Below are 14877 nucleotides of genomic sequence, written 5' to 3'. Positions count from 1 at the left end.
GGATACAAGATGCAGATTGATAAAAATATGCTGATCGGAGCATTACTCGAGATGGATGACAACGTTGCACCCATGCTTATGCGTGCAGGTATGCATTGTCTTGGCTGCCCGGCATCTCAGGGAGAGTCTTTAGAGGAAGCTTGTCAGGTTCATGGAATTGACTGTGATGTTCTGGTTTCTCAGATTAATGAAGTCTTAGCAGACAGATAGAGTAAAAGGAGGCGATCCCTGGATCTGCCTCCTTATTTTTCACACTTTAAATCTTTTTTCTCTTCCCGGTAATGTCTGGGACTCACACCATATTCCTGTTTGAATATCTTTGAAAAGGTCAGCGGATTATCATAACCGATGCTGGTGGCAATTTCCTGTATGGATCTGCAGGAGCCGGCAAGTTCCTGGGCAGCAATGTTTAAACGGAATCTCATTAAGTACTCCTGAGGAGAAACTTCCAGCTTCTTTTTAAAAATTGATGTTAAATAAGAGCGGTTAATCCCGATATAATCTGCAATATCCTGAACTTTAATGCGGTCATAGTTCATCTTTATATACTGAAGTGCATAATCCACATAAGTATCAATGGAATAGTCATACTGATTCCTGCTTGTACGCAGGCTGCTTTGTGTCTCAATCAGCGTGGACAGGATCTCATACAGATATCCCACACGCTTAATTTCATTGGCAAAGGTCAGCTGGTTGGTGTCCAGCATCTTCTGTATCATGGGAAGATAGCACCGGTTGGGGATCTGGGAATGAATGGCACAATGATCGTTTAACAGACCTGCATAACCTAAATAGGTTTCTGCCATGGTACCGTCAAAGGTGATCCACATATACTCCCATGGGTTTTCATAGTCTGCATGATATTGAATCGGCTGTCCTTTTGGTATCAGAAATATATCATCAGCTGCCAGCTCATAATGAGTGCCTCCCGTCTCCAGAACACCCGCTCCTCCTAAAACAAAGTGAAGGTGATATTCGTTGGGAATCTTGTGATTGTACGTATATCCGGGAGGACACTGCTGAATGCCGCAGTGAACCAGATACAAATCATTGGTTTGACGCTTGATATTTCTTAAACAACGGAATCCCGCCACACTTTTATAACTCGTCTGTTTTTCAGTCAAAGCTATGCCCCCTCAATCGGATACTGATTATTCATATCTATTATACAGGAAGCGGTTTTTACATGCAAATCTTATTTCAGGAAGAAATATCATCGGTACATACTCATAAAGTCACCGTGCGCATCAATCAGTTCATCCACCATGGCGCGGATATCCCGGATACTAAGTTCGGCGCTGGTATGGGGATCCAGCATGGCAGCCTGGTAGATCATTTCCCTGTTTCTGGTTCTTGCCGCTTCCACGGTGATCAGCTGAGGATTAATATTTGTCATATTCATGGCAGCCAGCTGAACTGGAAGACGGCCCACATGGCAGGGAGTAATACCGCTTCCATCCACCAGACAGGGAACTTCCACACATGCATCAGAAGGGAGATTTTCAATCAGCCCCTGATTTAAAACATTTCCCCCGATTTTATAAGGCCGATTGGTTATGATCGCCTCCATAATATAAGAAGCATATTCCAGAGAACGGGTATGAGTAATAGCTCCGTTATTTAAAATGGATTTTTTCTCTTCTTCCCATTCATTAATCTGCTTAATGCAGCGTCTGGGATATTCATTTAAAGGAATATTAAATTCTTCAATCAGCTGGGGGTAGCGTGATTTAATAAACAGGGAGTTATACTCAGCATTGTGCTCGCTGGATTCTGTACAATAATAGCCCAGATTCCGTATGTATTCAAAGCGTACCATATCCTTGTGCCCGCCAGCCTGATTCATCTCAAAAGCCTTCTGCCGGATGGCCGGATAGAGATCTTCACCGTTCCTGTCATGAATATTTAAAAGCCAGGCCATATGATTAATTCCGGCAATCAGCTCTGTACGTCCTTCCAGGCGGTCTTCCATTCCCAGTTCTTTTAACAGATTTTCCGAACAGACCTGTACGCTGTGACACAGACCAATGGTTTTAACTGAGGTGTACCGCTGCATAAAACCAGTCAGGATTGCCATAGGATTAGTATAGTTTAAAAACCAGGCATTGGGACATACCTCCTCCATATCTCTGGCAAAATCCTCCATAACAGGAATTGTCCTCAACCCCCGCATGATCCCGCCGATTCCCAAAGTGTCTGCAATGGTCTGGCGCAGGCCGTATTTTTCCGGTATTTCAAAGTCGGTGATGGTGCATGGGTCATATCCACCAACCTGGATTGCATTTACCACGAAGGTGGCACCAGACAAAGCTTCTTTTCTGTTTTCCGGTCCTAAATAAGTGTGGATATCTGCCCTGCCTTCATTTACATTTTTGTTGATTGCACTTAAAATAAGCTGTGAGTCCATTAGTCTTACGGGATCAATATCATACAGGGCAATTTCGGCATCCCGCAGTGCAGGTGTACACATGCAGTCACCCAGGACATTCCTTGCAAATATCGTACTTCCAGCTCCCATAAAAGTTATTTTAATCATCGTTTTTCCTCCTTGTTTTTCTTGTCTGCCTATTAAGGTTATTGTATAATCACAGCAGATAAAAAGATAGGAAGTTTGTTTCTAAAAATTGTCATTTTGTTGCATGGAGGTTTTATAATGAATCAATCAGCAAGGGAACTGACCATCTATTACTGCGGGCACGAGAAGTGTGCGCCCGGTCATTTTTTCGGACCAGCCGTCCGCAAGCACTATCTCCTTCATGTTATATTGAAGGGAAAGGGGATTTACCGGATTGCTGACAAAGAATACAGGCTTTCAACAGGGGAGGCTTTTTTGATTAAGCCCCAGGAAGTAACGTATTATCAGGCGGATGACAAAGACCCATGGGAATATGCCTGGGTGGCATTTTCCGGAAATGAGGCAGAACGTCTGGTTTACGAATACCGCAAAGAGGAAACGGGATACAGCTATCGTTTTATAAATGGGAGCCAGTGGAGGGAGATTATACTGGAACTTGTAAACGCTTTTTACAGCACAGCCCATAACATGGACGAGATGAGGGGGTATCTTTATCTTTTGTTTTCCCGTTTTCCAGGTAATACAAAAGAGTCAGATCTATATGAAAAAAGTTATCTTGAGCAGGCGGAAACTTATATCCGGCATAATTACAGCTATCCCATACAGATTTCGGATGTGGCAAGGTTTATTGGCATTGACCGTACCTATCTTTACCGGATATTTATGAAGCACAAAGGGGTATCTCCCAAGTGCTATCTGACCCAGTACCGGGTGTTTGAAGCAAAGCGGCTTTTAGAGGATACCTCATTAAGTATAACGGAAACCGCCCTTTCCTGTGGCTTCCACGATGCCTCGGTTTTCTGCAAATGTTTTCAAAAAGCAGAGGGAGAATCTCCGCTCCGTCACAGGAAGCAATATCACGAGGCTGATAAAAGAATGTAACAAAACACCATATAAAAATCACATTAATCTATGTAAAATTAACAAAGAACCGATTATAATTAGGTTCATAATAACAAAAAGCAACAAAAATGTACTGGGTATAATTTTTGCAACTATTGAAAGTGACAAATTATGGGAGGTAACAAAATGAAACGGAGATGGGGATTACCAGCAGCAATGGCAGTAATTGCAGCAACCGCACTGATTGGATGTACGGGCCAGCAAAACAGCGGCCAGGCAACAACTGCAGGAACGCAGGAGACCAAGCAGGAATCAAAGCAGGAATCATCAAGCGCGGCAGAAACAGAGAAGGAAAAAGGCGGCTCTTCCGGAACACTGACTGTAGCGATCTGGGATAAAAACCAGGAACCAGGTCTGACAAAGATCATGGCTGATTTTACAAAAGAAACTGGAATTAAAACACAGATACAGGTAACACCATGGGATCAGTACTGGACCATGCTGGAAGCAGGTGCTACGGGAGGTTCTCTTCCTGATGTATTCTGGATGCATTCCAATGAGATCGCACGGTACTCAGAATATGAGATGCTTTTGGATTTAACAGACCGGATCAAAGCAAGTAAAACCCTTGAGATGGATAAATTTCCAAAAGAGATTGTAAACATCTATAACTGGCAGGGAACCAAGCAGTATGCAGTACCAAAAGACATCGACACAATCGCTCTCTGGTATAACAAAACCATGTTTGATGCAGCTGGTATTTCTTACCCAAGCAAGGACTGGACCTGGGATGATTTTGCAGATGCAGCGAAAAAGCTTACCAAGGCAGATGGCAGCCAGTATGGATTTGCAATTAATCCCACCAACGATCAGGCAGGCTGGTGCAACCCGGTTTACGATATGGGCGGATACGTAATCAGCGAGGACAAAAAGTCTTCCGGATTTACACAGCCTGGAACCATAAAGGCTCTGACATTCCTTACCGACCTTATGAAAGAAGGCTATGCTCCTCCTTATGAGGTAATTGCAGAGAATAAGGAAGAAGCGTTATTTGAAGCAGGCAAGGTAGCCATGATTACCCAGGGCTCCTGGATGCTTTCCGAACTTTGCAACAATGATTACGTAAAAGCAAACTGTGATATTGCAGTTCTTCCAAAGGATAAAACCACAGGAAGACGTGCGTCTATCTATAATGGTCTTGGCTGGGCAGCCTCTGCCAATACCTCTATGCCGGAAGAAGCCTGGAAACTCATTGAATACATGGGTTCCAAAGAAGCTCAGCAGAAACAGTCTGACCTTGGTATCGTAATTTCTGCTTATCAGGGAACCACAGCTAACTGGGTTAAGGCATACCCCAGCTTTAATTTACAGGCATATCTGGATATGATGGATGATCTGGTTATTCGTCCATACTCCAAATCAACGGTTGCATGGACCAACATGATTCATGAAAAACTGATTGATGCATGGACTGGAAAGAAGAGTGTAGAGGATGTCTGCAAGGATATTGATAAGGAAATGAATGCCATGCTGGCGGAAGAATAAGTATGGTCGGGGAGGCAGATATAACGGATGCCTCCCCTTTTAACGAATTTGCGGAGGGACTGCATGAACAGAGAAAAAACGGTATCAAGACGGGAAAAAAGTGAATTTTTGTGGGGCTGGCTGTTTCTGCTGCCTACCATGACAGGCCTCATAATTTTGAATATTATACCAATCTTTCAGACAATCTATCAAAGTTTCTTTAAAACCGGAGCCTTTGGTAAAGGAAATGTATTCATAGGGCTTGGAAACTACAGCAAGCTTTTGCAGGACGGCACAGTCTGGCAGGCTCTTTGGAATACCTTTAAGTATGCGCTTGTGGAAGTACCTTTTTCCATTGCCATTGCGCTGGTACTTGCTGTTATACTGAACGGAAAAATAAAAGGCCGTTCAATCTGGAGGACTATTTATTTTCTGCCAATGGTTGCTGCTCCAGCAGCGGTAGCCATGGTCTGGAGATGGCTTTATAATTCAGAATTTGGTTTGATTAACCACCTTTTAAACCGAATCGGGCTTTCCTCTGTGAACTGGATTTCAGATCCTGGAATTGCTTATATTTCCGTAGCAATCGTGGGAATCTGGTCGGTAATCGGATACAACATGGTTCTGTTTTTTGCCGGTCTTCAGGAGATCCCCAGAGATTATTATGAAGCAGCGGAAATTGACGGAGCCGGAGGTGTAAAACAGTTTTTCTACATCACCCTTCCCCTGATTTCCCCCACCATGTTTTTCGTGACTGTGACCAGAGTAATTGGAGCCATGCAGGTATTTGACAGCATTTACATGATGATGGAAAAATCCAATCCGGCACTGGTAAAAACTCAGTCTCTGGTTTATCTTTTCTATAAATATTCCTTTGTTGAGGGAAACAAAGGATATGGTTCCGCCATTGTCATGCTGTTGCTTTTAGTAATCCTGCTCATTACGGTAATCCAGCTTCTTTGTCAGAAGAAGTGGGTTAATTACAACTAAGGGGGAGAATGATGGATAAGAATAGAAAATTTAAGTCAGTACTGCAATACTTTGTGCTTGCAGTGGGCTCTGTTGTTATGCTGGTTCCTTTCTTATGGATGATACTTACGGCTTTTAAAACGGCGTCCGAGGCAACGCAGATGAATCCATTTATTATCTTTCCTTCTGTCTGGAGAAAAGATGCATTTTTATCTGTAATGAGTAAAATGAATTTTTTGAAGCTGTACTATAATACACTGGTTCTTATTATCGAACGTGTAGTCTGTGCAGTGCTTACAGCTACCATGGCAGGATATGCCTTTGGAAGGCTTCATTTCAAAGGAAAGAATCTTGCATTTTCCCTGGTATTATTCCAGATGATGGTTCCATCCCAGATATTTATTATTCCTCAATATCTGATGGTGGGCAGGCTGGGCCTGTTAAATACCTCCTTTGGTCTCCTCTTCCCGGGACTGGTTACAGCCTTTGGAACCTTTCTGCTTCGTCAGGCCTATATGGGGCTTCCGGCATCATTAGAGGAAGCAGCCAGACTTGATGGCTGCAACATCGGTCAGGCATTTTTATATGTAATGGCGCCGCTTACGAAATCATCTATGGTAGCGCTTGGAATATTCACCGCATTGTTTGCTTTTAAGGAACTGATGTGGCCATTAGTCGTCAATACAGAACAAAATACCATGCCGCTTTCTGCAGCACTTGCAAAGCTGCAGGGTCAGTTTGTGACCAACTATCCGGAACTTATGGCAGCTTCTTTGCTGGCCTGTATTCCCATGGTTATCATTTACCTGATTTTCCAGAAACAGTTTATTGAAGGAATTGCAACATCAGGAGGAAAATTATAAAGGAGTTTACACTATGCCAATCATTTATCATCAACAAGCAAAAGAGTTTCATCTGTATAACCAGTCTGTCAGTTATATTATTCAGATTATGGGAAACGGCCAGCTGGGCAATCTGTATTATGGGAAACGAATCAGGGACCGGGAGTCTTTTGAGTATCTTTTCGAAACAGGTGAGCGTCCCCATGCTGCAATCAGCTGCCCTTATCCCGTTAATTTATGCCTGCAGTATACAAAACAGGAGTATCCGGCTTATGGAACCGGAGATTACCGGTACGGTGCGTACAGTGTCAGACAGGAGAACGGCAGCAGGACTACAAACTTTACTTATGCCGATCATAAGATTTGTAACGGCAAGCCTACCATTGAACCTCTTCCTTCTACCTATACGGAAGATGATTCAGAAGCATGTACGTTAACAATCCGGCTTCATGATGATCTCATTGATACTGACCTGATCCTCACATATACCATATATGAAGAGCGTCCGGTGATAACGAGGAATGTCTGTTTTACACATAACGGATCAGAAGATATTGTGCTGTTAAATGCCATGAGTGCTGCGGTGGATTTACCGGAATCAAACTATGATATGATTCATTTATCAGGTGCATGGTCCAGGGAGCGGTATGTAAAGCGGCGGCCGCTGGAGCAGGGGATTCAGTCTGTCTACAGTATGCGTGGGATCAGCAGCGCGGAACATAATCCCTTTCTGGCGCTGGCGGAAAAAAACGCCACAGAAGGAAGTGGAACTGTTTACGGATTCAGTCTGGTCTACAGCGGAAGCTTTCTTGCCCAGGCAGAGGTCTGCTCTCATGATACAACCAGGGTTTTAATGGGAATTCATCCGGATACCTTTGAATGGCCTTTAAAAACCGGGGAATCATTTCAGACACCGGAGCTTGTTATGGTATACAGCGATCAGGGACTGTCTTACATGAGTCAGGTATACCACCGGCTTTACAGAACAAGACTTGCCAGAGGATACTGGAGAGACCGGGAGCGGCCTGTACTTTTAAACAACTGGGAAGCTACCTATATGAATTTCGACGAAGAGAAGATTCTTTCCATTGCAAGAAAAGCAAAGGAAACAGGGGTAGAGCTGTTTGTGCTGGATGACGGCTGGTTTGGCGACCGCAGCGACGATGACCGCAGTCTGGGGGACTGGTATGTCAATAAGGAAAAACTTCCGGGAGGCATATCCGGGTTGTCAGAGAAGATCGAAGCCATGGGGCTTAAGTTCGGTTTATGGATCGAACCGGAGATGGTCAATAAAAACAGCAGATTCTATGAGGCTCATCCAGACTGGATAATATCCGCTCCAGGGCGTTATGAAACACCCAGCAGACAGCAGCATGTGCTGGACTTTTCCAGAAGTGAAATTGTGGATTCCGTTTACCAGATGTTAAAAGATGTGATAGAAGGCGCAAAAATATCTTATATTAAATGGGACATGAACCGTTATATTACAGAATGCTTTTCACGGGGGGCAGGTAAGGATGAGCAGGGAATGGTAATGCATAAATACATTCTTGGAGTTTATGATCTTTACAGCCGCTTAATTCATGATTTTCCACAGATTTTGTTTGAGTCCTGTGCCAGCGGAGGAGCCAGATTTGATCCGGGATTGCTTTATTATGCACCTCAGGCGTGGTGCAGCGATAATACAGATGCCATCGACCGGTTGAAAATTCAGTATGGTACCAGCATGGTCTACCCTGTATCCAGTATTGGAGCTCATATATCAGCTGTTCCAAATCACCAGATTCACCGGATTACGCCTTTAAAAACAAGAGGCAATGCAGCCTTCTTTGGAGCCTTTGGATATGAGCTTGATTTAAATCATTTAAGTGAGGAAGAAGTGCAGCTGGTAAAAGAGCAGATTGATATTTATAAAAAGAATCGGAAACTTTTGCACCAGGGTACCTTTTACCGGCTTAAAAGTCCCTTTGAGGGAAATGATACTGCCTGGATGGTAGTTTCTGAGGACCAGAAGCAGGCGATTGCCGCTTATTATCAGACCTTAAATCCAGCTAATGCAGGATGGCTTAGACTAAAATTTGCCGGACTTGGTGAAGATGTGCTTTATCAAGTGACTGTTGAAGGCGAAACAGGGGAATATTATGGAAGTGAGCTGATGCACGCGGGACTTCCCATAAACAGAAACCGTTTCTTTAAGGAAACAGGCGATTTTGCTTCCCTTCTTTTCTTTTTGAATGAAAAACTGAAATGAGTAAAAAATAATTAATATAAAGTCCGGATCTCAGTGATTCGGACTTTATTAATGTAATATTTTACATTATTTTATCTGGAATCTGGTGATAATGTTGAAATATATTTCAGCGCATGCTATAATTCTATAAAAATTATGGGTGTTTCCTCATATAGCTGAAAAGAGGAGGGTTTCAATGAAGGATTATAATGTGCATTTGACGTTGATTGATCGGATTATACTTGATTCCTATAAGGTTTTACTGGAAGGGCTGGCGGATTATCTGGGCAGTGGTTACGAGATGGTGTTACACAGTCTGGAAGATACGGAGCATTCGGTAATAAAAATTATTAATGGACATCATACCGGGCGGGCAGAGGGGATGCCTATTACGGATCTGGCACTCCAGATGCTGGAACAGATTAAAAAAGAAGGTGAAAAGGGTTACATTTCTTATTTTACAAAGAATAAGAAGGGAGAGCCTTTAAAATCAACCACGATTGTTGTACGGGGTGAGGAAAGCCGGATCATTGGCCTTCTATGCATTAATTTTTATTTAAATACTAATTTTTCTGAGATTCTTTCCGGCTTTATACCAGATATTACATCCCGTGCCCAGGTAAAGACTGAGACATTTGCCAGCAATCTGGATGAACTAATTTACAGTAAGGTTTCGGAGGTACGCAGCGAAGTGATGGAAGACGACCAGATTCTGCCTTCCCTTAAAAATAAAGAGATTATCAATATACTGTGCCAGCAGGGAGTATTTACTTTGAAGGATGCAGTGGTTAAAGTTGCGGAGTATCTGGACATTTCTAAGAATACTGTGTATATGCATATTAGAAATGCCGGAATTGCTGCGGATAAAGAAAAATGAGTCATTTTTATTTTTGAAATGGTAGAACTTAGAGAGATGTCCTGCATTGTTTGTTTGTGAAAATAAACAAAAAACAATGCGGGACATTTTGTTTTTTGCCGAATCACACAAAAATATTGCATTTGTTAAGAAGTTGTGATAAAATAAATTACATTAATATGTAAAGAAGTAAAAAATATTTTATTCACTAAAGAAAGGGAGGTATTGAAATGGAAAAAAGTAAAAAGAAATTAGGTCTTGTTCCCAAACTGATCATTGCAATTATTATCGGTATTCTGTTAGGACTGTACTCACCAACCTTTGTAATCTCCATTTTAATAACAGCATCAGATTTATTTAAACAGTTTTTAATGTTTATTATCCCTCTTATGGTCGTGGCTTTTGTTACCATGGGAATTGCAGATTTATCTCAGGGTGCAGGAAAGCTGCTGGCATTTACAGCAGCAATATCCTATACATCTACTCTGATCGCAGGAAGTGCCTCATATTTTGTTGCCAGCAGTTTTTTTCCAACCTTTGTTAATGAAGAGGTCGTTTCTAAAGTGGCTGCTGCAAGTGACAGGGCAATTGAAGGATATTTTAATCTGGCCATCACTCCTCTGCTTGAAACAACGGCAGCAGTGGTACTTGCATTCGTTCTGGGTGTATCAATCAGTACGATGAGAGGAAAAGAAATAGGGGATACACTTTATAACGTATTTAAAGAATTATCTGAAATCATAACTAAGGTATTAAACCGCGTTATTATTCCCCTTCTGCCCATGTATATCTGCGGAACTTTTGCTAAAATGACTTATCAGGGAACTACATTTGCCATAATGTCTGTACTTTGGAAGGTATTCCTGGTTGTAATTATCCTTCATCTTCTTTACCTGGTAATTGCATTTACATTTGCAGGAACTGTAACAAAACGCAATCCTATTACCATGATGAAGAATCAGATTCCTGGATATTTAACAGCAATCGGAACCCAGTCATCCGCTGCCACAATTCCGGTTAATATCAAATGTGCGGAAAGCAACGGAATTTCCGAGGAGATCCGTAATTTCGTCGTTCCTTTATGTGCAAACATACACATGGCTGGTTCCATGATCACCATTACCTGCTGTGTGACAGCAACTTTACTGATCTACGGAATGCCTCACGGTTTCCTTACACTGTTTCCATTTATCTGCGTACTGGGTGTTGCTTTGGTGGCATCTCCGGGAGCTCCCGGCGGCTCTATCTTTACAGCCACTCCATTCTTCCCGGTTGTGGGAATCCCGGCAGTGGGAGATATTGCCAGCCTGTTACAGGCAATGTACATTGCACAGGACAGCTTTGGAACAGCCTGCAACGTATCCGGTGATAATGCAATCAGTGCGCTGGTAGAATCCTACTATCGCAAGTATATTAAAAAAGAGAAATAGAACCAGCCTGCTTTGAAAGGAGCAAATATTATGCCGTCAATCAGTATTTTTGATGTGATCGGTCCCAATATGGTAGGACCGTCAAGCTCCCATACGGCGGGTGCCGTAGCCATTGCACTTCTGGTGAGAAAGTTGTTTCCTGGTTCTGTCAAAGAAGTTGAATTCGTATTATACGGTTCCTTTGCCAGAACTTATAAGGGGCACGGTACAGACCGAGCTCTGTTAGGAGGAATGCTGGGATTTGAAACTCACGATCTGAGAATTAAGAATTCGTTTAAACTGGCAGAAGAACAGGGGCTGACCTATTCGTTTGTTACCAATGAAAAAGAAACGGAAATCCACCCCAATACGGTTGAGATTCATTTAACCGGTTCAGATGGAAGTTTTATGTCTGTACGAGGTGTTTCTGTCGGTGGTGGTAAGGTTAAGATTGTTAGAATCAATGGGGTAGATGTTGATTTTACAGGAGAGTACTCTACTTTGGTAATCCGTCATCTGGACTATCCTGGAATGGTGGCCTATATTGCTACCTGCTTAAGCGAACGAAATGTTAACATTGCATTTATGCGCCTGTATCGGGAAAAGAAGGGGGCTACGGCCTATTCTGTAGTGGAATCAGATGAAGAAATTCCCCAGGAACTGCTTGAGAAACTGCGGGAACATGAAAAAGTCGAAGATGTAATGCTGATTCAGGTTTAGGAGGAGCTATGGATTTTATTTCAGGACAAGAATTACTGCAATTATGCGAAGAAAACGGCTGCCAGATTTCCGATATCATGATACAGCGTGAAATCAGTGAATATGGAGCGTCTACGGAAGAAATAATGGAACGAATGAAGGAAGCATACCGGATCATGAAAGAAGCCTGTCATAAGCCGTTAGATGAACCGGTCCCATCCATCGGAGGCCTCATCGGGGGAGAGGCAAAAAAGGTAAGGGACAGAAGGCGGCAGGGGAAATCCATATGCGGAAGTATGCTTTCCAAGGCAATTACCTATTCACTGGCGGTGCTTGAGGTAAATGCTTCCATGGGTCTCATAGTGGCAGCACCCACAGCCGGAAGTTCAGGTGTCCTTCCTGGTCTTTTGCTGGCACTGGAGGAAGAATTTTCTCTTGATGATGATCAGATCATAGACGGTCTTTTTACAGCAAGTGCCATTGGATATCTGATTATGAGGAATGCCTCCGTTGCCGGAGCCCAGGCTGGCTGTCAGGCCGAGGTGGGGGCAGCCTCTGCTATGGCAGCCGCCGCAGCTGCACAAATCATGGGAGGAACACCACAGCAGTGCATGGATGCAGCCTCCGCGGCTCTTGTTAATTTATTGGGACTTGTCTGTGATCCGGTAGCAGGACTGGTGGAATGTCCCTGTCAGAGCCGGAACGTAATAGGTGCATCCAATGCCCTGGTCTGTGCGGAAATGTCCCTGGCCGGAATTCGCCAGCTGATCCCGTTTGACCAGATGGTGGATACCATGATGACGGTGGGACGATCTATTCCATTTGAATTAAGAGAAACGGCACTGGGAGGGTGTGCAGCAACAGAGGCGGCCTGCGCCAGAACCTGCCAGATCTTTAAAAATTAATATCTGGATTTACATAGGAAAAAGGGGATCGGTCTTTAGGACTGGTTCTTTTTTCCTTATTTTCATTTGTCATAATAAAATAGTTGCGAGAGCAACTATTTTGTGATATGCTGTTTTTGAATTAAAGATTTTGTATGTACGTGTTTGACACCAGGAGGTGAATAAATTGGATAAACACAGAGATATAGGGAAATATATTTCCACCCTCCAAAGGCTGAATAATATGTTTTACGCTAACCGATTATCTTCTTTTCAAATAGGCTGTGGACAACAGTTTTTTTTATTGCAGATTTTTAATCATCCAGGCATGAATCTTCATGAACTGGCATTAAACGGAAATTATGATAAGGCGACAGCCACCCGGGCAGTTAAAAAGCTGGAAGAAGAAGGATATGTGCGGACGGAGACGGAAGAAGAGGATAAACGGATACGGAGAATCTATTTAACGGACCAGGCGAAACCGGTTGTAGAAAAGACCCAGGAGTGTGTAGATGAATGGGCGGAAATAATCTTAGAAGGACTTACAGGTGAAGAACGCAAAGAAGCAGAGCGGCTGCTGGTCCGCATGGCAGATAATGCACATCGCTTTAATAGCAGGCAAAAAGGAAAGGAATGACATACTTTATGGAACACAATAAGATAAATCAGGGGGGGAATCCCCTGGGCTATAAACCAATTGGACATCTGCTGATGCAATTTGCTTTTCCTGCAATTGTTGCCATGCTGGTAAATTCAATCTATAACATTGTAGATCAGATATTTATTGGACAGGGAATCGGTTATTTGGGAAATGCTGCGACTACCATTTCATTTCCCATTGTCACTATCATTTTAGCAGTTTCAACCCTTCTTGGAGCGGGAGGAAGTGCTTATGCAGCCATTAAGCTTGGTGAAAAGAAGGAAGATGAAGCAGAAAGAACCCTTGGTACTGTAACCATTCTTACTCTGGCAGCAAGTGTTGTGGTAGTGGTTGCTGGTTTTGTATTCTTGGATCCCATGTTAAGACTTTTTGGTGCCACTGATAATACCATGGTTTATGCCAGAGAGTATACTTCCATTATGTTAATAGGTACTCCGTTTAATATGCTTGGGGTGGTACTTAGTAACATGGCGAGGACCGATGGCAGTCCGTCTATCGCAATGTATGCCATGCTGGCCGGTGCATTTTTAAATACAATTCTGGATCCTATTTATATTTTTATTTTCCACTGGGGTGTTACAGGAGCAGCCATTGCAACCATTACCTCTCAGATCATTTCAGCGGTTGTTTTGATCTATTATTTTGTGAAAAAAGGTAAGAGTATGCGTTATCGCAAAAGCATCCTGCGTGTCGATCCGGAAATATGCCGCCTGGCACTTCCCCTTGGTATCTCCAGCGGTATTACTCAGATTGCATCAACCATTTTGCAGGTTGTCATGAATAATTCTCTGGTGTATTATGGTAATCAGACCGCTGTAGGCGGCGATGTGGCACTTAGCGCCATGGGAATTGTCAATAAAATCGGTATGATTTTAGTCTCTATCTGCCTTGGAATCGGAATTGGATCACAGCCTATCTTTGGGTTTAATAAAGGTGCAAACCAACCAAAGCGGGTGAGAAAAACATTTGTGGTTGCTGCCGTATCGGCAACCAGTGTAGCAGTGATCGGCTGGCTGGTCTGTCAGCTTTTCCCGGGAGCCATATTAAGTCTGTTCGGCACTGAGGATCCTCAGTTTAATCTGTTTGCTGAGCGGTGCTTGAGGATCTACATGCTGGGAATATTTGCAGCGGGCTTTCAGGTTGTCAGTACAAGCTACTTCCAGTCAACAGGACAGCCTTTAAAAGCATCAATTTTGTCCATGCTTCGACAGCTTTTATTATTAATACCGCTGATTTTAATTCTGCCTCTTCATTTTGGCCTTTCCGGAATTTTGTATGCAGGGCCTACCGCAGATATCATTTCAGCAATTGTGGTCAGTCAGTTTATCATTCATGAGTTAAGGAAATTAAACAAAGCCTGTAAGGCTTGATCATTTTTTGCGGAA

At 43.0% G+C, this 14877-nt stretch carries 14 protein-coding genes; 12 read left to right on the top strand and 2 right to left on the bottom strand.

What is annotated here, in order from left to right; genetic code table 11:
- The first annotated feature begins 9 nt into the window (after positions 1–9).
- Positions 10–210, top strand: coding sequence for a DUF1858 domain-containing protein (locus tag BXY41_RS15665; RefSeq protein WP_104437798.1), 201 nt, complete (start codon positions 10–12; stop codon positions 208–210).
- Between the two features lie 32 nt (positions 211–242).
- Here BXY41_RS15665 and BXY41_RS15660 read toward each other — a convergent pair whose 3' ends face one another.
- Entirely contained in the window at positions 243–1124 is an 882-nt protein-coding gene (locus tag BXY41_RS15660) for an AraC family transcriptional regulator (RefSeq protein WP_104437797.1), read from the bottom strand.
- An 89-nt stretch (positions 1125–1213) separates the two neighbouring features.
- Positions 1214–2536: an alpha-glucosidase/alpha-galactosidase gene (locus BXY41_RS15655; protein ID WP_104437796.1), complete on the bottom strand. Its 1323-nt coding sequence runs from the start codon at positions 2534–2536 to the stop codon at positions 1214–1216.
- A gap of 117 nt (positions 2537–2653) precedes the next feature.
- On the opposite strand from BXY41_RS15655, the gene BXY41_RS15650 reads away from it, so the two are divergent.
- The 11 genes from BXY41_RS15650 to BXY41_RS15600 all read left to right on the top strand — a co-directional run bounded on the left by BXY41_RS15650 (position 2654) and on the right by BXY41_RS15600 (position 14862).
- Positions 2654–3457, top strand: coding sequence for an AraC family transcriptional regulator (locus tag BXY41_RS15650; RefSeq protein ID WP_242980217.1), 804 nt, complete (start codon positions 2654–2656; stop codon positions 3455–3457).
- A 147-nt stretch (positions 3458–3604) separates the two neighbouring features.
- A complete protein-coding gene (locus BXY41_RS15645) occupies positions 3605–4963 on the top strand; it encodes an ABC transporter substrate-binding protein (protein WP_170072405.1) in 1359 nt (452 codons plus the stop codon).
- Positions 4964–5026: 63 nt separating this feature from the next.
- On the top strand, positions 5027–5932 hold the full coding sequence (locus BXY41_RS15640) for a carbohydrate ABC transporter permease (protein ID WP_104437795.1): 906 nt from the start codon (positions 5027–5029) through the stop codon (positions 5930–5932).
- 11 nt (positions 5933–5943) lie between these two features.
- A complete protein-coding gene (locus BXY41_RS15635) occupies positions 5944–6774 on the top strand; it encodes a carbohydrate ABC transporter permease (RefSeq protein ID WP_104437794.1) in 831 nt (276 codons plus the stop codon).
- A gap of 13 nt (positions 6775–6787) precedes the next feature.
- On the top strand, positions 6788–9004 hold the full coding sequence (locus BXY41_RS15630; RefSeq protein WP_104437793.1) for an alpha-galactosidase: 2217 nt from the start codon (positions 6788–6790) through the stop codon (positions 9002–9004).
- Between the two features lie 175 nt (positions 9005–9179).
- On the top strand, positions 9180–9860 hold the full coding sequence (locus tag BXY41_RS15625; protein WP_104437792.1) for a helix-turn-helix transcriptional regulator: 681 nt from the start codon (positions 9180–9182) through the stop codon (positions 9858–9860).
- A gap of 209 nt (positions 9861–10069) precedes the next feature.
- Positions 10070–11269, top strand: a complete 1200-nt coding sequence (locus BXY41_RS15620) for a dicarboxylate/amino acid:cation symporter (RefSeq protein WP_104437791.1) — start codon at positions 10070–10072, stop codon at positions 11267–11269.
- Between the two features lie 30 nt (positions 11270–11299).
- On the top strand, positions 11300–11968 hold the full coding sequence (sdaAB, locus tag BXY41_RS15615; RefSeq protein WP_104437790.1) for an L-serine ammonia-lyase, iron-sulfur-dependent subunit beta: 669 nt from the start codon (positions 11300–11302) through the stop codon (positions 11966–11968).
- 8 nt (positions 11969–11976) lie between these two features.
- Positions 11977–12852, top strand: a complete 876-nt coding sequence (gene sdaAA / locus BXY41_RS15610) for an L-serine ammonia-lyase, iron-sulfur-dependent, subunit alpha (protein WP_104437789.1) — start codon at positions 11977–11979, stop codon at positions 12850–12852.
- Between the two features lie 157 nt (positions 12853–13009).
- Complete coding sequence (locus BXY41_RS15605; RefSeq protein WP_432765518.1) at positions 13010–13468, top strand: MarR family winged helix-turn-helix transcriptional regulator; 459 nt, start codon at positions 13010–13012, stop codon at positions 13466–13468.
- Between the two features lie 8 nt (positions 13469–13476).
- Positions 13477–14862 (top strand): MATE family efflux transporter, encoded by a 1386-nt coding sequence (locus BXY41_RS15600; protein WP_104437942.1) that lies wholly within the window; start codon positions 13477–13479, stop codon positions 14860–14862.
- Positions 14863–14877: the final 15 nt, after the last annotated feature.

Origin of the sequence: Lacrimispora xylanisolvens (assembly GCF_002934545.1) — a bacterium.
Classification (GTDB): domain Bacteria; phylum Bacillota; class Clostridia; order Lachnospirales; family Lachnospiraceae; genus Lacrimispora; species Lacrimispora xylanisolvens.
The sequence above is the reverse complement of the archived record's forward strand: the minus strand, read 5'-3'. Positions and strand labels throughout refer to the sequence as shown.

Bases quoted from the DNA above. Each gene is read 5' to 3' on its own strand.
- BXY41_RS15665 (WP_104437798.1), top strand. From the start codon at position 10: ATGCAGATTGATAAAAATATGCTGATCGGAGCATTACTCGAGATGGAT.
- BXY41_RS15655 (WP_104437796.1), bottom strand. From the start codon at position 2,536: ATGATTAAAATAACTTTTATGGGAGCTGGAAGTACGATATTTGCAAGG.
- BXY41_RS15650 (WP_242980217.1), top strand. From the start codon at position 2,654: ATGAATCAATCAGCAAGGGAACTGACCATCTATTACTGCGGGCACGAG.
- BXY41_RS15645 (WP_170072405.1), top strand. From the start codon at position 3,605: ATGAAACGGAGATGGGGATTACCAGCAGCAATGGCAGTAATTGCAGCA.
- BXY41_RS15640 (WP_104437795.1), top strand. From the start codon at position 5,027: ATGAACAGAGAAAAAACGGTATCAAGACGGGAAAAAAGTGAATTTTTG.
- BXY41_RS15635 (WP_104437794.1), top strand. From the start codon at position 5,944: ATGGATAAGAATAGAAAATTTAAGTCAGTACTGCAATACTTTGTGCTT.
- BXY41_RS15630 (WP_104437793.1), top strand. From the start codon at position 6,788: ATGCCAATCATTTATCATCAACAAGCAAAAGAGTTTCATCTGTATAAC.
- BXY41_RS15625 (WP_104437792.1), top strand. From the start codon at position 9,180: ATGAAGGATTATAATGTGCATTTGACGTTGATTGATCGGATTATACTT.
- BXY41_RS15620 (WP_104437791.1), top strand. From the start codon at position 10,070: ATGGAAAAAAGTAAAAAGAAATTAGGTCTTGTTCCCAAACTGATCATT.
- sdaAB (WP_104437790.1), top strand. From the start codon at position 11,300: ATGCCGTCAATCAGTATTTTTGATGTGATCGGTCCCAATATGGTAGGA.
- sdaAA (WP_104437789.1), top strand. From the start codon at position 11,977: ATGGATTTTATTTCAGGACAAGAATTACTGCAATTATGCGAAGAAAAC.
- BXY41_RS15600 (WP_104437942.1), top strand. From the start codon at position 13,477: ATGGAACACAATAAGATAAATCAGGGGGGGAATCCCCTGGGCTATAAA.